This window comes from Roseateles saccharophilus, from assembly GCF_031458095.1.
GTDB lineage: Bacteria > Pseudomonadota > Gammaproteobacteria > Burkholderiales > Burkholderiaceae_C > Pelomonas > Pelomonas saccharophila_A.
The window spans coordinates 226,755-246,714 of the sequence record NZ_JAVDXU010000003.1 but is presented as its reverse complement, the minus strand read 5'-3'; the positions used below and the strand labels follow the sequence as shown (position 1 = coordinate 246,714).

The window sequence follows — 19,960 nt, the reverse complement described above, 5'->3', positions numbered from 1 at the left end:
TTAACGCGCGGCCGGGGCTTCGGCGGCGGCCTTCAGGTCCGCGCGGCGCGCGCCGGTGAAGCGCTTGGCCCAGTAGGAGTCGCGCATGTCCTCCACGCGCACGGCGCTGCCGGTGCGGGGGGCATGGATGAATTTGCCTTCGCCGACATAGATGCCGACATGGCTGAAGGTGCGCTTCATGGTGTTGAAGAACACCAGGTCGCCGGGCTTGAGTTCGCTCTGGCCGATAGGCAGCAGGCTATTGTCCTTGGCCTGCTCGTCGGCGCGGCGGGGCAGGACCAGGCCCACGCTCATCTCGAAGATGTGGCGGGTGAAGCCGCTGCAGTCGAAGCCGTTCTCGATCGAATTGCCGCCGCGCGTGTAGCGCACGCCCAGGAAGTTCATGGCCGACAGCACGAGGTCGGAGGCCGTGTCGCGCACGCTGGCCAGCAGGCGAGATGACCCGCCGGATTCGGCGCTGGCAAGCAGGCCACGCTCGCTGAGGAAGCGGCTGACGGCATCCTGCGCCGCCGCGGGCTTGGCTGCCGCCGTGGTTTGTGGGGTGGCCTTGTCCGCTGCGGCTTGTTGCTGCTGCAGGCTTTGGCCGTAGGCGCCTGTCATCGTGCCCGGCGGCGGCGTCACCGTCGCGGCCTGGGCCACGCCTTGCGCCTGCGCGGCAGCGCAACCGATGACCAGCAGGCCAGCGGCAGCAATGCGATTCAGCAGAGCGGTGGAGAGAACCAGGGGCATTCGCGAGAGAGAAACCGGGGCGGACCGCAAGCGGTCGCGATAGCGGAGACGGGACAGCGGCGCGGAGGTTAGGGGGGCACCCTGGCACCGTCAATCGAAGCGGACGTAAAGCGCGCGATTTTCAGGGCAAACCCCGGCTTGGCTGACGGCGAACCCAGTAAAAACCCTGAAATTCATCACGCCAAGTTGTTGCGAAAGGTCAGACTGCCGTCAGTGCCCGGGATTCACACTCGCCGCATGACCAAGTCCTACGCCGAATTCCACAGGCGCTCGCTGACCGAGCGCGACGCCTTCTGGGCCGAGCAGGCCAAGCGCATTGACTGGCAGACGCCGCCTCAGCAGATCTGCGATGCCAGCCAGCCGCCGTTCGCGCGCTGGTTTGTCGGCGGCACGACCAATCTCTGCCACAACGCGGTGGACCGTCATGCGGCCACGCGGCCCGGCGACCGCGCGCTGATCTGGGTGTCGACGGAAGTCGGGCAGGAAAAGGTCTACAGCTTTGCCGCGCTGCAGGCCGAGGTCGAGGCGATGGCCGCGATGCTGGTGGCCCAAGGCGTGGGTCAGGGCGACCGCGTGCTGATCTATATGCCCATGATTCCGGAGGCGGCGTTTGCGATGCTGGCCTGCGCGCGCATCGGTGCCATCCACTCCGTCGTCTTCGGTGGTTTCGCCTCGGTGAGCCTGGCCAGCCGCATCGAGGACGCGACGCCCAAGCTCATCGTCAGCGCCGATGCCGGCAGCCGCGCCGGCAAGCGCATTCCCTACAAGCCGCTGCTGGACGAGGCCATCACGCTGTCCTCGCACAAGCCGGCCGCCGTGCTGATGGTGGACCGCGGCCTCGTGCCCTTCGAGCGCGTGGCCGGCCGCGACCTGGATTACGCCGAACTGCGCCGTCGGCACGACGGCGCACGTGTGCCCTGCGCCTGGCTGGAGTCCAACACGCCGAGCTACACCCTCTACACCAGCGGCACGACGGGCCGGCCCAAGGGCGTGCAGCGCGATGTGGGCGGCTATGCGGTGGCGCTGGCGACCAGCATGGACTGGATCTTTGGCGGCAAGGCCGGCGAGACCTATTTCTCCACCAGCGACATCGGCTGGGTCGTCGGCCACAGCTACATCGTCTACGGGCCGCTGATTGCCGGCATGGCGACGCTGATGTACGAAGGCACGCCGGTCAACCCGGACGCCGCCGTGCTGTGGAGCCTGGTGGAGAAATACCAGGTGACGGTGATGTTCAGCGCGCCGACGGCCGTGCGGGTGCTGAAGAAGCACGACGCAGCCTTGCTGAAGCGCCACGACCTGTCGTCCCTGCGGGCGCTCTTCCTTGCCGGCGAGCCGCTGGACGAACCTACGGCGAGTTGGATCGCCGAGGGCCTCGGCGTGCCCATCATCGACAACTACTGGCAGACCGAGACCGGCTGGCCGCTGCTGACGGTGGCCCATCACATCCCCGGCGTCGAAGCCGTCGCGACGCGCCTGGGCTCGCCTGGCGTGCCCATGTATGGCTATGACGTGAAGCTGCTGGACGAGGCCACTGGCGCGACGCTGGACGGGCCAGACCAGAAGGGCGTGCTCGTCATCGAGCATCCGCTGCCGCCGGGCGCCTTGCAGACGGTCTGGGGCGACGACGCGCGCTTCATCAACACCTATTGGGGCAGCGTGCCCGGGCGGCAGGTCTATTCGACTTTCGACTGGGCCATGCGCGACGCCGACGGCTACACCTTCATCCTCGGCCGCACCGACGACGTCATCAACGTGGCCGGCCACCGCCTGGGCACGCGCGAGATCGAGGAATGCATCTCGGGGCACAAGGCCGTCGCCGAGGTGGCCGTCGTCGGCGTGGCGGATGCCCTCAAGGGCCAGGTCGCCATCGCCTTTGCCGTGCTGCGCGACCCGGGCCAGGCCTCGCTGGCCCTGGAAGGCGAGGTCATGAAGCATGTCGACAGCCAGTTGGGCGCGGTGGCGCGGCCGGCGCGCGTGCACTTCGTGACGCTGTTGCCCAAGACCCGCTCGGGCAAGCTGCTGCGCCGTGCCTTGCAGGCGGTGGCGGAAGGGCGGGATCCAGGGGATCTCACCACCCTCGATGACCCAACCGCGCTCACGCAGGTAAAAACCCTGCTCCAGAAATAGGGGAGTGCCGAACGGCTGAGGCCGTGCGGGCAAAGAGAATCGCGCCCTTCCCACAAGGAGACGCGATGAAACCCGTCCTGACCACCCTGGGCGCGCTGGCGCTGACCGCCTTCGCCGCCCAGGCACAACCCAAGCTGCCCGCCCCCAATTTCCCCGCCTTCGGCTCCGTGGCCGATGTGCAGAGCCGCTGCGACGCCGGCCTCAAGGGCGCCCAGCAGCGCGTCGCCGCGCTGGAGAAGCGCAAGGTCGACGCCGGCTGGCTGGCCGCCTATGACGACCTGACCGTCTACCTGGAAGACAACCAGGGCCCCAACGACTTTGTCCTCAACGTCCATCCCGACAAGGCCGTGCGCGATGCCGCTCAGGCCTGCTCGCTGCGCTGGGCCGATTTCGGCTCCAGCTTCGGCCAGAACGAGAAGGTCTACCGTGCCCTGCAGAAGGCACCCAGGAAGGACGGCATCGACGCCGAACTGGTGCGCCTGGCCTCGGGCCAGTTCGAGGACAGCGGCGTGGCTCTGCCCAAGGCCAAGCGGGAGCGCGCCAAGCAGATCCTGGACAAGCTGACCGAGCTCGACCAGCAGTTCAACAAGAACATCCGCGACGCCGGCACCCGCGTCGCCTTCACCGAGGCCGAGCTCAAGGGCGTGCCCGCCAGCGTATGGGAAAAGGCCAAGCGCGACGAGCAGGGCCGCATCCTGCTCGGCGTCGACTACCCCAGCTATGTGCCCGTCATGCGCCTGGCCGAGAGCGGCGAGGCACGCCAGCGCATGTGGCTGGCCAAGACCAACGAGGGCGGCCAGGCCAACCTCGACCTGCTGGCCCAGATCGTCACGCTGCGCGGCGAGTACGCCAAGCTGTTCGGCTTCGACAACTACGTCGACTTCAACCTGCGCCGCCAGATGGCCAAGAACGGCGCGACGGCGACACGCTTCCTCGACTCGGTGACGGGTGCCGTCAACGAGCGCGAGAAGACCGAACTGCAGGAGCTGCGCGCTGCCAAGGCCCAGCATGTCGGCACGCCGCTGGACCAGACCAAGGTCGAGCGCTGGGACGCCACCTTCTACAGCGAGCGCGTCAAGCGCGACAAGTACAGCGTCGACCAGAACGCCTTCCGCCCCTATTTCCCGCCCCAGGCCAGCCTGGAGTTCGCGCTGCACGTCATCGAGAAGATGATGGGCGTGAAGTACACCCGGATCGACAACAAGCTCTGGCACGACGAAGCCCAGACCTATGTCGTCAGTGACGCGGCCAGCGGCATGCCCATCTCGCAGCTGTATGTGGACCTCTACCCGCGCGACGGCAAGTACAACCATGCCGCCGTCTGGCCGCTGCGCGGCAGCGCCACGCGCATGGGCCGCACGCCGGTGGCGGCCCTGGTCGTCAATTTCGACCGCAACGGCCTGACGCTGGATGAAGTGGAGACCCTGCTGCACGAGCTGGGCCATGCGGTGCATGTGGATCTGTCCAAGACACGCTATGCGGCCACGGCCGGCACCAGCGTCATGCACGACTTCGTCGAGGCGCCGTCGCAGATGCTGGAAGACTGGGTCTACGACAAGAAGGTGCTCAAGCTGATGCAGGAGGTCTGCCCGACGTGCAAGCCGGTGCCCGACGCGATGGTGGACCAGGCCACGGCCGCCAAGCATTACGGCAAGGGCGGCCAGTTCGGCCGCCAGCACCTCTACGCCAGCTACGACATCACCCTGCACCAGAGCGCCAAACCCGAACCCATGGCGCTGTGGGCCAGGATGGAAGGCGCCACGCCGCTGGGCCATGTGCAGGGCACCCTGTTCCCGGCCGGCTTCGCCCACATCGCCGGCAGCTATGGCGCCGGCTATTACGGCTATCTGTGGAGCCTGGTGGTTGCCATGGACCTGCGCACGGCCTTCGCGGCCGACAAGCTGAGTGCCGACGTCGGCCAGCGCTACCGCGACCAGGTGCTGGGCCAGGGCGCGCAAAAGCCCGCGCCCGAGCTGGTCAAGGACTTCCTCGGCCGCGAGAGCAACTCGCAGGCCTTCTTCGACTATCTGAAGAAGTAATCAGGCGCAGCTGCCCGAGCCGCAGCTGTGGGAATCGCCCACGGTTGCCGGCTCGCGGCATTCACCCGTCACCGGGTCGAAGCCGCGCTGCTCCATCGTGAAGACCAGGGCCGCGTCCATCATCTCGGCATGCTGGGGGAACCAGCCCGCCAGCTCGGTGCGCAGGATGTTCAGCGGCTCGCGGTCGTTCAGCTCGTTGGCGTAGCGCAGCGCCTCGCGCATCACGTTCAGCACCATGGCGTGCTGGCTGGCGTGGCAGTTCTGCGCCTCGAAGCCGCAGCGCGCCATCCAGTCCTCTTCCATCGCGAAATGGGCCTCGGTGTGGGCCAGCAGCGCTTGGTAGGCGGGCAGGGCGTCGATACCGGCGTCCAGCGCTTCGCCATAGGCATTCAGCAGCTCGACGAACTCCTGATGGGTGTGATCCAGCGTCGGCTGGTTCAGCACCAGCTTGTCGGTCCAGGCAAGGGTGGTCATTCGTCGGATGCTAGGCGGCGGGTCTGGGGAAGGACTTGAGCCAGCTCAAGCCAGGCGCGCGCGATGGCGCGCCACTTGCACTCGCACCTGGGCCGGCGCCGTGCCGCCCAGCACATTGCGGGCATTCAGCGAGCCTTCCAGCGACAGCACCTCGAACACATCGGCCTCGATGCGGGCGTCGAAGGCCTTCAGTTCGTCCAGCGTCAGCGCGGCCAGGTCCACGCCCTTGGCCGTCGCCGTCTTCACGGCATGGGCCACGATCTCATGGGCATCGCGGAAAGCCACGCCCTTCTTGACGAGATAGTCGGCCAGGTCGGTCGCCGTCGCGTGACCCTTCAGGGCCGCGGCGCGCATGGCCTCCGGCTTGGGGGTCAGGCCGGCCAGCATGTCGGCAAAGATGCGCAGCGTGTCCTTCAGGGTGTCGACGGTGTCGAACAGGGGCTCCTTGTCCTCCTGGTTGTCCTTGTTGTAGGCCAGGGGCTGGCCCTTCATCAGCGTGACCAGGCCGACCAGATGGCCGACGACCCGGCCCGTCTTGCCGCGCGCCAGCTCGGGCACGTCGGGGTTTTTCTTCTGCGGCATGATGCTTGATCCCGTGCAGAAGGCATCGGGCAGGGCGATGAAGCCGAAGTTCTGGCTCATCCACAGGATCAGTTCCTCGGACAGGCGCGAGATGTGCAGCATGACCAGGGACGCCGCCGCCGAGAACTCGATGGCGAAGTCACGGTCGCTGACGGCGTCCAGGCTGTTCTGGCAGACGCCCTCCATGCCCAGGGTCTTGGCGACGCGTTCGCGGTCCAGCGGGTAGCTGGTGCCGGCCAGGGCCGCGGCGCCCAGCGGCAGGCGGTTGACGCGCTTGCGGGCGTCGGCCATGCGCTCGGTGTCGCGGGCAAACATCTCCACATAGGCCAGCAGATGGTGGCCGAAGCTGACCGGCTGGGCCACCTGCAGATGGGTGAAGCCCGGCAGGATGACGTCGGCATGTTCGGCGGCCTTCTCGACCATGACGCTCTGCAGGGCCTTCAGCAGGCCGCCGATCTCGTCGATCTCGCCGCGCAGCCACAGGCGCACGTCGGTGGCGACCTGGTCGTTGCGGCTGCGACCGGTGTGCAGGCGCTTGCCGGCGATGCCGACGCGCTCGGTCAGGCGGGCCTCGATGTTGAGGTGCACGTCCTCCAGGTCCAGCTTCCAGTCGAACTGGCCGGCCTCGATCTCGGCGGCGATCTCGTTCAGGCCGCGCTGGATGGCGGCGTGGTCCTCAGTGCTCAGGATGCCCTGGGCCGCCAGCATCTCGGCATGGGCCAGGCTGCCGGTGATGTCGGCCTTCCACAGGCGCTTGTCGAAGCCCACGCTGGCCGTGTAGCGCTTGACCAGATCGCTCATCGGCTCGGAGAACAGGGCGGACCAGGCTTGGGATTTGTTGGCGAGTTGGTTGTCTGACATGACTGGGATGAGGCTGGCGGCGTAATTCAGCGCGCAAAATGCACGCGCAGCCCGGGATTATCGAACGCCAACAAATCCAAGCCTTCTCGAGCCAACCTCATGCCCTTCTTCAAGCGCCGCGCGCCCGCGCACCACAGCGTCTGGCACGAGTCCATGCAGCTCAGCCAATGGTTGGGCTTCGCGGCCACCGAACTGCCCGAATTGCCTGAACTGAACCGGGCACCGCTGCTGGATCCGACCCGCGCCTTCGACGTCTGCCACGTCGGCCTGGTGTTGCGCGCCGTGCTCGGGGTGCAGTTGCTGCTGGCCCTGGGAACGGCCGTCGTCGCCCGGGATGCCACGCAGTGGCTGACGCTGACGGCCAACGGCACGGTGGTGACCATGTTCGCCGTACTGTCCTGGCTGCTCGTCGTCTGCGCGGCCAAGCGGCTGTGGCCGCGCCTGCCCGAGCCGGTGCAGTGGGGCGGCTTGATGCTGCTCGGCGCCGTCGGCGCCCTGATGGGCTTTGGCCTGCTGGCGCTGACCAGCGAGGAGCCGGCCGGCGCCTGGCGCATCGCCAGCATCGCCGCCTGCGGGGCCAGCGGCGCGGCCTTGCTGCTGGCCTGGCTCAAGCTGCGCGAGCACACCCAGCGCCCGGCCGACGCCCTGGCCCAGCTCGTCGAGCTGCAGTCGCGCATCCGGCCGCATTTCTTGTTCAACACACTGAACAGCGCCATCGCCCTGGTGCAGGTGGACCCGGCCCGCGCCGAAAGCGTGCTGGAGGACCTGGCCGAACTTTTCCGTGTCGCCCTGGCCGACGCCAGCGCCTCGGTCACGCTGGCCGAGGAGGTGGAGCTGGCGCGGCGCTATCTCGCCATCGAGCAGATCCGCTTCGGCAAGCGGCTGCGCATCGTCTGGCACCTGGACCCCGAGACCAACAATGCCAAGGTGCCGCCCCTGCTGCTGCAGCCGCTGGTGGAGAACGCCGTGCGCCATGGCGTCGAGCCCAATGACGAAGGCGGCGAGCTGGAGGTCCGCACCCACCGCCGAGGTGCCGAGGTCGAGATCAGCATCGTCAACAGCGTTGGCGCACCGGCCCGCACCCAGGGCCATGGGCTGGCTCTGCGCAATGTGCGCCAGCGCCTGAAGCTGATGCACGATGTCGCGGCCCGCTTCGACATCGAATCCACCGAGCAGCGCTTTTCCTTGCGTATCCTGGTGCCGTTATGACCACAGCCCTGCGCGTCCTCCTCGTCGACGATGAGCCCCTGGCGCGGCTGCGCCTGCGCGGCCTGGTCGACGCCATCCAGGAACCGCGCTGCGAAGTCGTCGCCGAGGCGGCCACGGGCTCGCAGGCCGCCACCTGGCTGCGCGACCATGGCTGCGACATCGTGCTGCTGGACGTGCAGATGCCCGGCGCCGACGGCCTGCAGTTCGCCGACGGCCTGGCCCAGCGCCCGCCCGGCGTGCCGGCACCGCTGATCATCTTCGTGACGGCCCATGCCATGCATGCCCTGCGCGCCTTCGAGCTCGATGCGCTCGACTATCTGACCAAGCCCGTGCGCCGCGAGCGCCTGCAGGCCGCCCTGGCCCGTGCCGCCCAGCGCCTGTCCGAGCGGGCCGCCGTCCAGGCGCAGCAGCCGACGGATGTACCCGCCGCGCCCGACACGGCCGACTTCGTCACGCTGACCGACCGCGGCCGCCTGCTGCGCATCCCCATCGCCGAGGTGCTGTATTTCAAGGCCGAACTCAAATACCTGACACTGCGCACCGCCAGCGAAAGCCATGTGATGGACGGGGCCTTGTCCGAACTGGAGCAGCGCTTCAGCGAGCGCTTCCTGCGCGTGCACCGCAATGCGCTGGTGGCGCGCTGGGCCGTGCGCGAACTGGAGCGCCACACGCCGACCTCCTTCGGCGAGCTGGACGGCGCCGAGTCCGCCGAGGCGTCCGACAGCTGGGCCGTGCGCATCGTCCATGTCGACGAATGGCTGGCCGTGTCGCGGCGCCAGGTAGCAGCGGTACGGGAGGCGCTGGCGGGGCAGGCGAGGTGACGCTGCTGGGCGCGCGGTCAGCGCGTTAGCAGGGCGCGCGCGGGCATGGCGAGTCCGCAGCGCCGCGGCGTCTTCGGGGCGATCTGTTTGCTGTGGTCGTATTCACCATGCCGGGGGCGCCGGCTTGCCTATGCTGCGGCCTCATGACGTTCAAACGCCGCTGGCGCTGGTTGGGTTGGCTGTTGTCGGTCCTGGCTGGTGCCCTGCTCAGCTGGCAGCCCTGGCGCGATGCTGCCCGTCCGGCCCCGGGCAAGGCTGAGCCTGGCTCGCTGGCCACGGCCTTGTGGGGAGGGCTGGGTCTGGGTCGTGTTGCGGCATCGGGCGCCGATGGCCCGGCAGGCGCCACGTCTGACGCAGGCGGGCAGGCGCCGCAGACCTCGTTCGAGGTCTGCGGCGTCGGTCGCGCCAGCCGGGCAGAGATGGAGAACGCGTTTGCGAGCGAAGGTGTCAACCCGCCCTGGATGGGACCCCTGACGCTTCGCAAGGACACCGCACTCAGCGCACTCGCCGCACGCTTGGCGGTGGGTTCGGACGCGGAGCAGACTGCAGCGCGGCTGCTAATGGGCGACACACAAGGGGCGGCTCTGATTGCGGCCCGCTCGCGCGATGCCACGGCCTATCGCCTGGCCCTGGCGAAATGTGGTGGCGGAGCCGGCGGTGACCAGGCGGCACCGAATTGCGCAGGCTTGAGCATCCGGGGATGGGCACAACTCGATCCCGAAGACGCGAGACCCTGGATGAGTCTGGCTGCCAAGGCCCTGTGGAGGCGCGATGATGCGGCAGCCGCCCAGGCACTGGATCAGGTGCTGCTGCGTCGCAGGCGCAGTCCGAGCAGTCCCCTGCTCACGCTGGCGATCAACGCACGGGAAGGCGTCATGGATGAAGCCGGGCTGGGCCTGGCCGTGATCGAGATCATTGGGGTGGATGCGGCGCAATCCACCGACGAGGCCTTTGTGGCCGCTTCGCGCTACTGCAGCGCGGAGGGCATCAAGGACGCCTCGCGCCGCCACCGCTGCGAGCGCCTGGCGCGCTGGCAGTTCGAGCATGCGGATAGCTACCTGGATGCCATGCTGACCCTCGGCATCGCCGACCGCGTGGGGCTGCCCGCCGAGCAGCGCCCCTACACGCGCGAGCAGCTGGACCGCGGCATGAACCGGATGATCGAGCAGTCCAGCCAGATTCTGGGCTTTGACTGCGCCAGCCTGCGACGCACGGCCGATTGGGTCACGCAGCGCGCTCGCCAGGGCGAATTGCGGATGGCCTTGAAGGCTGCCGGGGCCGATCGATGAGGTGGATGTCGTGACGAAGACCGGCATTGCGTTGCTGGGCGCGCTGTTGGCTGCATCGGTGGCATGGGTTGTATTGCGGGACGGCGCTGCCAACAGCGGGCCTTCCAAGCCACCACAGGCGCTGACGGCCACGAGCGCTGCCGCGGCCGCTCCCGTCGCGGCAGCGCCCCGGCTGCTCTTTGCACCTGAGGCCGTCAGTTCGGGCGTCTCGCGCCTGCCCAGCGCTGAAACGGCGACGGGGTTCGTCGAAGTTTGCGGCCACGGCCGCGTGAGCCGGGCAGAGCTGGAGCGCCTGGACGAACAGACGCCGCCGACGTGGATGCAGGCCATCGACAGCCGGGTGGCGGCCGAGCGGGCCAGCCTGATCAAGCGTCTCGAGGCCGGGCCGACGCGCCAGCGTGTGGCGGCGGCCCTGTTGAACCAGGATGTCCAGGCGGCGGCCGGGCTGGTCGCTGCGACGGACGATGCGGCGGCCTACCGTCTGGCCTTGCAGGCCTGCCGCCGGGACGCCAGCTATCGCGAGGGCTATGCGGCCCAGTTGGCTTGGCTGGCGTCGCCGGCAGCGTCGGGCATCAAGATGTCCGGTTTGCGCGAGCCGGGGGCTCTTCCCACCGCCTGTTCGGCACTCAGCGTGGAGCGCCTGGAGTCCCTGGAACCGGGCAGTGCCGTGCCTTGGCTGATGCGGCTCAATGACAGCCTGGGGCGTCGCGATGAGGCCGGCACTTCCCAGGCGCTGTACCAGCTTGCGCAGCGCCCGGCGGCGCCCTCAGGGGGGAGATTGTTGAGCGCCACCTTGGCCGAGATCATCGATGGCGAGCCCGGACCGGGGGAGTCCTTCGTGCTGTCGACGGCCGCTGCCGAAGACCAGATGTCGAAGCTTGATGCTTCGTTTTCCATGGTCGGCCGCGCTTGTCAGGTGGACGCCCTGAAAGACGCCAACCGGCGCCAGTTGTGCGAGCAGGTGGTGAGGTTGATGCCGCAGAGGACGCGAGACATCCTGGAAGCCCGGACCCTGCATGCGCTGGAAGAGCGGCTCGGCTTTGCGCACAGCCCTCAGGCCATGGCGAAAGCCGAGAGCGAAGCGCTCAACAAGCTCATGGGCGAGGAAAGCATGGCCTGGATGACCGAACCCACCTGCGCCAACTTCAGCCGCAGTGGCCGGCAGCTGCTGGCGATTTCACAGCAGGGCGAGGTTGGCTATCTGCGCAATCGCCTGAAGGCGCAGGCCGCACCGAAGCCACGCTGATCTCGTGACGGTCAAGCCACCGGCACCCTCTGCATCGCCGAGAGGATCTCCAGGATCAGTGCATTGACCCGCGCCACGTCGCCAATCGGCGCCATATGCCCCGCGCCTTCCAGCATCTTCAGCTTCACCAGCGGCAGCCGCACCGACAGGCTCTGGGCCACGCGCCGTGCGCTGGCGCGGGTGGCGGTGCCGCAGATCAGCTGCACCGGCATGCTGAGCAGGTCCAGCAGGCTGTCGCTCCATTGCGCGGCGAACAGGGCCTCGAAGTGGCGGCGCACCGTCGGCATGGCCTCGGCCAGGCGCATGTGCTGGGCGAAGTCCATGTCGGGCCAGACATCGCGGCCCTGCCAGTAGGCGCAGAAGCCGCGCGCCGCGCCAAAGTCGTTGCCGCGATCCAGCGCCGCGCTCAGCGTGGCGGCGACCTCGGTGATCTCCTCCCACTCCGGCTCGTTCGGGCCCAGGGCCGGCAGCACGCCGAAGGCGACGGGTTCGTACAACGTCAGCGACAGCACGCGCTGCGGCTGCTGCAGGGCGATCTGCAGGGCGACGGCGCCGCCATAGCTGTGGCCCACCAGATGAAAGCCTTGGCTGGCCGGGAAGGGCAGGCCGGCGAGCACGCCGTTGGCCTCGACGGACAGCTGGCTCGGCATCAGCTCCGGCCAGTCGGGCCGGCCGCCGTGGCCGTAGAGGTCGGGGGTGTGCCATTGCCAGGCCTGGCCGCAATTCGCGCCGTCGGCGACGAGGCGCCGCCATTGCTTGCCGCTGGCGGCGCTGGAATGCAGGCAGACGACGGGGGTGGCATGGGTGTCGGGCATGGCGGGCTCCTGGGTGTGGCGGCCATCCTCGGGGGCCAGTGTTTCAAGCGGACTGCGGCGGGCGCGGTGTTTGTTTCAATCGTTTCAGGCCGCTGCGACGCAGGGCTGCAATGTGGCGCCGGCGTCGCGAGGTGTGCGGGGAAGATTCACTGAACCCACCTGCCTGAAGGGGTGGCGCCTGTAGGTGACGGACTACCGGTGGGCAGGCTGGGGACTGATATCTGTTGCACCGCGCTGGCGACCAGACTGAGGCTCCCCAATCAACAGGAGCGCGCAATGAAGCACGCCATGCATTTCTCGGCAACGGCCCTGGCCTGCGCGCTGGTGGCCGGCACTCCCTTCCTGGCCGAACCCGCCCAGGCGCAGCGCAGCAGCCAGGTGGCGGCGCTGCGTGTGACCGGCTTCGACGTCGAGCAGGTGGACCGGCTGGAACCCGGTGCCGAATTGAACTTCACGGTCTGGGGCACGCCGGGGGCGGTCGTGCTGCTGCAGATCGACGGCAGCCGTCGCACGGTGCGCCTGGAGGAGACCAGCGCAGGCCGCTATGAGGGCGGCTACATCATCGGCCGCTCCGATCGCATCGGGCCGGACTCCCGCGTGCATGCCAATCTGCGCCGTGACAACCGGGTGACGACGGCCCTGCTGGGCGAAGCCCTGCAGGTGGGCTGGCCGGTGCCTGGTCAGGCGCTGATGCCGGAGATCCAGTCCGCCACAGTCGTGCGTGAGCCGGGGCGTGGCCGCGCCGAGGTGCTGCGCTATTCGGTACGTGGCACGCCGGGCGGCCAAGCCTCGGTGCTGCTGCAGGGCAGCGAGACCCGCAACATCATCCTCGAGGAGATCCGCCCCGGGGAATACGCCGGCACCTATGCGCTGCCGCGCGGCGCCTGGGTGGATACCGAAAGGCCGCTGACGGCCCAGCTCCGCCTGGGCGACCGCAGCGTGCGCAGCAGCGTGCCCAATGCCTATGCCGGCGTGAGCCTGCCGCCGCGCCGTGCCGAGGCCGCGTGCTATGACTGCGCGACCGTCCAGGCCGTGAACGCCGTGCAGGTCGATGGCGAAGGCCGGGTGCTCGGGACGGTGGCCGGCGGCGTGCTGGGCGCGGTCGTCGGCAGCCAGTTCGGCAAGGGCGATGGCCGCACGGCAGCGGGTGTGGCCGGCGCCGTCGGCGGCGCGCTGCTGGGCCGCGAGATCCAGAAGCGCCACAACGAGCGCACCCAGTACGAGGTGCTGGTGCGCATGAACGACGGCCAGCAGCGCACCGTGGTCTATGCCGATCCGCCGCCCTTCCGCGCGGGCGACACGGTGCGCGTCGTCGGCGACACGCTGGCGGCCTATCGGCCTTAACCGGTGTTGCGCAGGCCCGCGGCGATGCCGTTGATGGACAGGTGGATGCCGCGCTGCACGCGCTCCATGGCCGGGTCGTCGGCCTGGGTGCGGCGGTAGCGGCGCATCAGCTCGACCTGCAGGTGGTTGAGCGGGTCGATGTACGGGAAGCGGTGCTCGATGGAGCGGGCCAGCGACGGGTTGGCCGCCAGGCGCTTGGCGTCGCCGGTGATGAGGTTGAGCGCGGCCTGGGTGAGATCGAACTCCGCGCGGATGGCCGCGAAGATGCGCTTGCCCAGCTTCTTGTCCTCGACCAGCTCCACATAGCGCTCGGCCAGGGCCAGGTCGGTCTTGGCCAGCACCATGTCGAGGTTGGACAGCAGGGCGCGGAAGAAGGGCCAGCCCTTGAGCATGCGCTTGAGCAGGGCCAGGTTCTTGGCGCGTTGCGCCGGTTCCTCGCCGAGGAAGGCCTCGATGCCGGAACCGAAGCCGCACCAGCCGGGCAGGGCGACGCGGGCCTGGCCCCAGGAGAAGCCCCAGGGGATGGCGCGCAGGTCCTCGATGGCGCGGGTGGCCTTGCGCGAGGCCGGGCGTGAGCCGATGTTGAGCTCGGCGATCTCGCGGATGGGCGTTGACGCAAAGAAGTAGTCGGCAAAGCCCGGCGTGTCGTAGACCAGGCCGCGATAGGCCGCAAAGCTCGCGTCCGACAGGGCCTGGGCGGCTTGCAGAAAGGCCTTGGGCGCGCTCTGCGTCGGGTGCAGCAGCGTGGCCTCCAGCGTCGCGGCGACCAGGGTCTCCAGGTTGCGCCGGCCGATCTCGGGGTGGGCGTATTTGGAGGCGATGACCTCGCCCTGCTCGGTCAGGCGGATCTGGCCGTTCACCGTGCCGGGGGGCTGGGCCAGGATGGCCTGGTAGCTCGGGCCGCCGCCGCGGCCGACGGTGCCGCCGCGGCCGTGGAAGAGGCGTAGCGTGATGGGGCCGACGCGCTTCAATTCGTCGAAGAGCTCCACCAGCGCGATCTCGGCGCGGTACAGCTCCCAGGACGAGGTGAACATGCCGCCGTCCTTGTTGCTGTCCGAGTAGCCCAGCATGATGTCCTGCTCGCCGCCGCTGCGGTCCACCAGGCCGCGCACGCCGGGCAGGGCGTAGAACTCGCGCATGATCTCCGGCGCGATGCGCAGGTCGCCGATGGTCTCGAACAGCGGCACGATGATGAGGTCGCTGCTGGCATAGCCGTCCAGCGTGCCGCGTAGCAGGCCGGTCTCCTTCAGCAGCAGGGCCACTTCCAGCAGGTCGCTGACCGACTCGGTGTGGGAAATGATGTAGTGGCGCAGCGCCTCGCGGCCGAAGCGGGCCAGGGCCTCGCGGGCGGCTTCGAAGGTGGCGAGCTCGAACTGGGCCTTGTCGGTGTAGCTGGCGCCGATGACGCGCAGCGGCCGGGCGTCGTTGAGCAGCTTGAGCAGCAGGGTGCGCTTGGCGGCTTCGTCCAGGGCCGAGTAGTCGCCCTCGATGCGGGCCACGGCCAGCAGCTCGGCCAGCACCAGTTCGTGCTGGTCGCTGCTCTGGCGCAGGTCCAGCGTGGCGAGGTGGAAGCCGAACACCTGCACGGCGCGGATCAGCGGCGCCAAGCGCGGCGCGATCAGGGCCTCGGCATGGTGGGTCTTCAGCGAGGCTTCGAGGGTGCGCAGGTCGGCCAGCAGTTCGTCGGGCGTGCGGTAGGGGTCTTGCGGCGCGACAGCATGGCGCAGGGCCTCGGTGCCGGTCAGGGCGTGCAGCGTGGCGGCCAGGCGGGCATACATGCCGGTCAGCGCGCGGCGGTAGGGCTCGTCCATGCGGTGCGCGTTCTGGTCGGGGCTGCGCTCAGCCAGGGCCTGCATGGCGGGCGACACGCCGGTCAGGCGCAGCGAGATGGACAGCTCGGCGCCCAACTCGTGCAGCTCGGTGAGGTAGTGGCGCAGCGCCACTTCGCTCTGGCGCTGCATGGCGCGCTTGAGCGTCGCGGCGCCGACGTTGGGGTTGCCGTCGCGGTCGCCGCCGATCCAGTGGCCCATGCGCAGGAAGCTGGGCAGTTGCTCGCCCGGCAGATGCTCCTCGAGCTCGGCATAGAGCTTGGGGATCTGGCGCAGGAAGGTCGACTGGTAGTAGGACAGCGCGTTCTCGATCTCGTCGGCCACTGTCAGCTTGGAGTAGCGCAGCATGCGCGTCTGCCAGAGCTGGGTGATGCGGGCGCGCAGCAGGCCCTCGGCCTCGCGCAGCTCGCGCTCGGTACCCGCACGGTCGCGTGCCTCGAGCAGGCCGGCGACGGCACGCTCGGCGTCCAGGATGCTCTTGCGCTGCACCTCGGTCGGGTGGGCCGTCAGCACCGGCGAGATGAAGCCACGCCTGAGCACCTCGGCGATCTCGGTCGGGCGGATGCCGCCTTCGTGCAGATGCTCCAGGCAATAGGCCAGCGAGCCGGGCTGCAGGCTGCCGGCGCGCTCGTGCACATCGCGGCGGCGGATGTGGTGGCGGTCCTCGGCGATATTGGCCAGGTGGGAGAAATAGCTGAAGGCGCGGATGACGCTGACGGCCTGCTCGCCGGACAGGCTCTTGAGCAGCTTGTCGAAGCGCTTGCCGGCCTCCTTGTCGTGCTTGTGGCGGTAGGCCACGGCCAGCTGGCGGATGCGTTCGACCAGTTCGTAGGCCTCGCGGCCTTCCTGTTCGCGGATGACGTCGCCGAGGATGCGCCCGAGCAGCCGGATGTCGGCCACGAGGGGTTCGTTCTTGTCGACTTCGGTGCGGGCAGGGGCGGCTCGTGGAGGCATGGCGGGTCGTCCGAGAAGGAATTGCTATAGGAGAAGTAACCAAGTTACTTCTCCCTAACTCTAGCAGTTTCTTCTCTGAAGCGGATCCCTTCACTGCGCAGCCGGTGCTGTCGTGAAGCCGTCGCTGAGGGTGCGCAGGAAGGCGACGACGTCGGCGACGTCCTGGGCGTTCAGGGCCGGCGGCTGGCCGGCGCGGCGGAAAGGGGCGCCCTGCTGCACATTGCTGCGGTAGGCGGCCGGCAGGTCGTTGTAAAGCTGGACCTGGCCGTTGACGTTGGGGTACCAGCGCGCCGGGTCGATATCGCGGGTGGCATAGAAGGCGACCACGTCTTCGAGCGACGCGAAGCGGGCGTTGTGGAAGTACGGTCCCGTCAAAGCGACGTTGCGCAGCGTCGGCGTGCGGAACAGGCCGCACAGGTCGGCGCGACCGGCCAGGTCGCTGCGGGCGCACAGGCCCAGGTCGAAGAAGGCCGGATTGGCGGTGGCCCGACTCTGGTTGCGGGGTACGGCCAGGGCGTGATAGCTGAAGTCGGTGAACAGGGCGCGGTTCAGGCCGGGCGCGGGGCGGCTGCTGTGGCAGCTGGCGCAGTTGCCGCGCTGCGGGTCGTTGAAGAGGTTCAGGCCGCGCTGCTCCTGGGCGGTGAAGCTGGCGCGGCCGTCCTGCACGGCGTCGAACTTGCTGGTGAAGGGGTGGAAGCTGGCGTCGTCGGCCTGGTAGCGGGCGATGGCCGTGACGGCAGCGTCGACGAGCTGGTCGTCGGTGGCCGCCGCCGGCAGGTTGGCCGCGGCGCGCAGGTCGGCCGCATAGGGCAGGGCGCGCAGCTTGGCCGCCAGGGCGCCGACATCGGCATTGGCCATCTCGTCGGGGTTGAACAGCGGGCCGCGGGCCTGCTCGGTGCGGTTGTTGGCGCGGCCATCCCAGAACAGGCCGCCGCGCGGCCGGCCCTGGGCGTCGAAGCCAAAGGCGCCGGCCTGGTCGAGGTAGCGGGCGCTGGGCGAGGAGCGCAGGCCCTGATGCGTGCCGTCGGTGCCGCCCAGGGGCAGGAAGCTGCCGGCGGCGTCGGCGTGGCCGCGCGCCTCGACGTGGCAGTTGGCGCAGGCGAGCTTGCCGCTGGCGGAGAGGCTGGTCTCCTCGAACAGGCGGTCGCCCACCTGGGCGAGTGTTGGGACCGGCGCGGGAGCAGGGGCGGGTGCCGGTTGGGGTGGGCGGCGTAATGCGGCAGCATCGGCGCTGGCGTCGTCGTCGGCTGCCGTCGCGGTGGCGCCTCCGCTGCCACCGCCGCAGCCGGCGAGCAGGCAGATCAGCAAGGCGGGCAGCAGGGCGTGGCGCATGGGCATGGCGGTCTCCGTTGTTGGAATGCCGCGAGCTTCCCGGGCGAGCGTGGGGCCAGCATGGAGAAACTGTGGAGGCTGCCTCCACAGTTGCCCGGCAAGATGCGCGCATGCGTCTTGTCCATCAGCTCTCGCTGCTACTCATCACCATCGCGCTGGCCGCCGTCGCGGCAGTGGCGGGCCTGGTCGTCTGGAATCTGCGGGCCGGCTTCTCCGACTATCTGCAGGCCCAGGACGGCGAGCACCTGACGCGCTTGATGGAAGCCGCCGAGCGCGATCTGGCCCGTCGCGGCGGCCTGCCCCAGGACCTCAGGCCGGTGCTGCGTGAATGGCTGGATGCGGTGCGCGTGTCGACGGGGCGTGGCGGCCCGGCCGAAGGGCCGCCGCCCGGTGGCTGGCCCGACGATCCGCCGCCCCCCGAGCGCGGTGGCCCGCAAGGCCGCCAGCCGCCGCCCGAACTGCGCCGCGATCCACCCCCGCCGCGCCGCGATCCGTCCAATTTCGGTCCGCGCGTCGTCGTGCTGGCGGCGGATGGCATCACGCCGCTGGCCGGCCGGCGCGAGACGCTGGATCGGCCGGGCCAGACCCGTGCCGTCAAGCTCAACGGCCAGACCCTGGCGGTGCTGCGCCTGGCCGAGCGTGCCGGGCCGGCTGAAGGCGTGGACGCCAGCTTCCTGCGCCGCCAGTACATCGGCCTGGGTCTGGTGGCGGGCGGCGTGCTCATCGTCGCCCTGGTGCTGGCGCGCCTGCTGGCCGTGCGCTGGGCGCGTCCGCTGGCCGAGGCCCAGGTGGCGGCGCGGCGCATCGCCGCGGGCGAGTTCGATGTGCGCCTGCCCGCGCCGCGGGACGGGAGCGGGGCCAGCGAGATCGCCGGCCTGCATGCCGACATCAACGGCATGGCCGAGGCCCTGCAGCGGCTGGAGAGCAGCCGCCAGCGCTGGATCGCCGAGCTGTCCCATAAACTGCGCACGCCGCTGGCCGTGCTGCGCGGCGAGGTGGAGGCGTTGGTGGACGGCATACGGCCGCTGGATCGCGTGGCCCTGGGATCGCTGCAGGAGGAGATCAAGCGCCTGTCCCGCCTCGTCGAGGACTTCCATCTGCTCGCCACGTCGGAGCTGCGCTCCTTGCCCTGCGAGTTCGAGCCCGTTGCGCCGGCGGCTCTGCTGCAGGCGGCCCTGGATCGCATCGCGCCACGCGCCAAGGCGCGGGGCCTGGTCATCGAGGCACCGCTGCCCCAGGTGCTGCCGGCCGCGCGCTGGGACGCGGTGCGCGTCTCCCAGCTGCTGGCCAATCTGCTGGAGAACAGCCTGCGCTATACCGAGGCGCCGGGCCTGCTGCAGGTCGCGGCGCGTCCGCTGGGCGCGGCGGTGGAGATCCGCATCGAAGACACGCCGCCCGGCGTGCCCGAGGCCGAGCTGGATCGACTCTTCGATCCTCTGTACCGCGCCGACCCTTCGCGCAGCCGCGCCTTCGGCGGCTCGGGCCTGGGCCTGGCCATCGCCCGCGCCATCGCCCAGGCGCACGGCGGCCGATTGCGCGCCGAGGCCTCGTCGCTGGGGGGACTGGCCATGGTGTTGACGCTGCCGCTCAAACCCGAGGGGAGCCCATGAGCGACCTCATCCTGATCGTCGAAGACGAACCCAAGCTGGCCGCCCTGGTGCGCGACTATCTGCAGGCGGCCGGCTATCGCAGCGAATGGCTGGCCGACGGCCGCCAGGCGCTGCAGAGGCTGAAGACCGGGCCGATGCCGGCGGCCGTGCTGCTGGACGTGATGCTGCCGGGCCTGGACGGCCTGGAGGTCTGCCGCGCCGTGCGAGCCTTCAGCGACGTGCCCATCCTCATCAACAGCGCGCGCGTCGAGGAGCTGGACCGGCTGCTGGGCCTGGAGCTGGGTGCGGACGACTATGTCTGCAAGCCCTTCAGCCCGCGCGAGCTGGTGGCGCGCGTGAAGGCCCTGCTGCGCCGGGCCCAGGGCCGGCTGGCGCCGGTCACGCTGGTGCCAGCGGGCGGCGGTTTCTCGGTCGACGAGGCCGGCCAGCGCATCGTCTGGCAGGAGCAAGCCCTGGCGCTGACGCCGGTGGAGTTCCGGCTGCTGCGCCAGCTGCTGCAGCACCCGGGGCGGGTCTTCGAGAGGGCGCAACTGCTGGACCTCATCCATGAGGACTTCCGTGATGTGTCCGACCGCGTTGTCGACAGCCACATCAAGAACATCCGGCGCAAGCTCGCGGCCCTGGAGCCGGCCCAGGAATGCATCACCTCGGTCTACGGCGTCGGCTACCGGCTGGATCTGGCCTGACGACACCTCG

At 69.6% G+C, this 19,960-nt stretch carries 15 protein-coding genes; 9 read left to right on the top strand and 6 right to left on the bottom strand.

Going from position 1 to position 19,960, the window contains the following annotated elements; translation table 11 throughout:
• Entirely contained in the window at window positions 1-729 is a 729-nt protein-coding gene (locus tag J2X20_RS29505; RefSeq protein ID WP_409034179.1) for a C40 family peptidase, read from the bottom strand.
• Window positions 730-966: 237 nt separating this feature from the next.
• Between J2X20_RS29505 and J2X20_RS20090 the strand changes: the two genes are divergently transcribed.
• Together J2X20_RS20090 and J2X20_RS20085 are read left to right on the top strand one after the other, a co-directional pair.
• Complete coding sequence (locus tag J2X20_RS20090; RefSeq protein WP_310268464.1) at window positions 967-2,859, top strand: propionate--CoA ligase; 1,893 nt, start codon at window positions 967-969, stop codon at window positions 2,857-2,859.
• 65 nt (window positions 2,860-2,924) lie between these two features.
• A complete protein-coding gene (locus J2X20_RS20085; RefSeq protein WP_310268461.1) occupies window positions 2,925-4,898 on the top strand; it encodes a M3 family metallopeptidase in 1,974 nt (657 codons plus the stop codon).
• On the opposite strand, the gene J2X20_RS20080 is transcribed toward J2X20_RS20085, so the two are convergent.
• On the bottom strand, window positions 4,899-5,372 hold the full coding sequence (locus J2X20_RS20080) for a hemerythrin domain-containing protein (RefSeq protein WP_310268458.1): 474 nt from the start codon (window positions 5,370-5,372) through the stop codon (window positions 4,899-4,901).
• Between the two features lie 45 nt (window positions 5,373-5,417).
• Window positions 5,418-6,815, bottom strand: coding sequence for an argininosuccinate lyase (gene argH, locus J2X20_RS20075; RefSeq protein WP_310268456.1), 1,398 nt, complete (start codon window positions 6,813-6,815; stop codon window positions 5,418-5,420).
• Between the two features lie 99 nt (window positions 6,816-6,914).
• Between argH and J2X20_RS20070 the strand changes: the two genes are divergently transcribed.
• From J2X20_RS20070 to J2X20_RS20055, 4 genes are all read left to right on the top strand, one after another.
• Window positions 6,915-8,024 carry a sensor histidine kinase gene (locus J2X20_RS20070; RefSeq protein ID WP_310268453.1) on the top strand — a complete coding sequence of 370 codons (1,110 nt, stop codon included), beginning with the start codon at window positions 6,915-6,917 and terminating at the stop codon, window positions 8,022-8,024.
• Window positions 8,021-8,845: a LytR/AlgR family response regulator transcription factor gene (locus J2X20_RS20065; protein ID WP_310268451.1), complete on the top strand. Its 825-nt coding sequence runs from the start codon at window positions 8,021-8,023 to the stop codon at window positions 8,843-8,845. Before J2X20_RS20070 ends, J2X20_RS20065 begins: the two co-directional genes overlap by 4 nt.
• Window positions 8,846-8,988: 143 nt before the next feature.
• A complete protein-coding gene (locus J2X20_RS20060) occupies window positions 8,989-10,134 on the top strand; it encodes a hypothetical protein (protein ID WP_310268448.1) in 1,146 nt (381 codons plus the stop codon).
• Window positions 10,135-10,144: 10 nt separating this feature from the next.
• The gene (locus tag J2X20_RS20055) at window positions 10,145-11,380 is read left to right on the top strand and encodes a hypothetical protein (RefSeq protein WP_310268445.1); all 1,236 of its coding nucleotides are present in this window, start codon (window positions 10,145-10,147) and stop codon (window positions 11,378-11,380) included.
• An 11-nt stretch (window positions 11,381-11,391) separates the two neighbouring features.
• On the opposite strand, the gene J2X20_RS20050 is transcribed toward J2X20_RS20055, so the two are convergent.
• Entirely contained in the window at window positions 11,392-12,195 is an 804-nt protein-coding gene (locus J2X20_RS20050; RefSeq protein WP_310268442.1) for an alpha/beta fold hydrolase, read from the bottom strand.
• Window positions 12,196-12,471: 276 nt separating this feature from the next.
• On the opposite strand from J2X20_RS20050, the gene J2X20_RS20045 reads away from it, so the two are divergent.
• Window positions 12,472-13,539 (top strand): outer membrane lipoprotein, encoded by a 1,068-nt coding sequence (locus J2X20_RS20045; RefSeq protein WP_310268439.1) that lies wholly within the window; start codon window positions 12,472-12,474, stop codon window positions 13,537-13,539.
• Here the strand turns inward: J2X20_RS20045 and ppc are convergent.
• Window positions 13,536-16,322, bottom strand: coding sequence for a phosphoenolpyruvate carboxylase (gene ppc / locus J2X20_RS20040; RefSeq protein ID WP_310268437.1), 2,787 nt, complete (start codon window positions 16,320-16,322; stop codon window positions 13,536-13,538). The genes J2X20_RS20045 and ppc overlap by 4 nt on opposite strands.
• 90 nt (window positions 16,323-16,412) lie before the next feature.
• Window positions 16,413-17,660 (bottom strand): cytochrome-c peroxidase, encoded by a 1,248-nt coding sequence (locus J2X20_RS20035; RefSeq protein WP_310268434.1) that lies wholly within the window; start codon window positions 17,658-17,660, stop codon window positions 16,413-16,415.
• A 104-nt stretch (window positions 17,661-17,764) separates the two neighbouring features.
• On the opposite strand from J2X20_RS20035, the gene J2X20_RS20030 reads away from it, so the two are divergent.
• A complete protein-coding gene (locus tag J2X20_RS20030) occupies window positions 17,765-19,264 on the top strand; it encodes an ATP-binding protein (RefSeq protein ID WP_310268431.1) in 1,500 nt (499 codons plus the stop codon).
• Complete coding sequence (locus J2X20_RS20025; protein ID WP_310268429.1) at window positions 19,261-19,950, top strand: response regulator; 690 nt, start codon at window positions 19,261-19,263, stop codon at window positions 19,948-19,950. The genes J2X20_RS20030 and J2X20_RS20025 overlap by 4 nt, the downstream gene beginning before the upstream one ends.
• The last annotated feature ends 10 nt before the right edge of the window (window positions 19,951-19,960 follow it).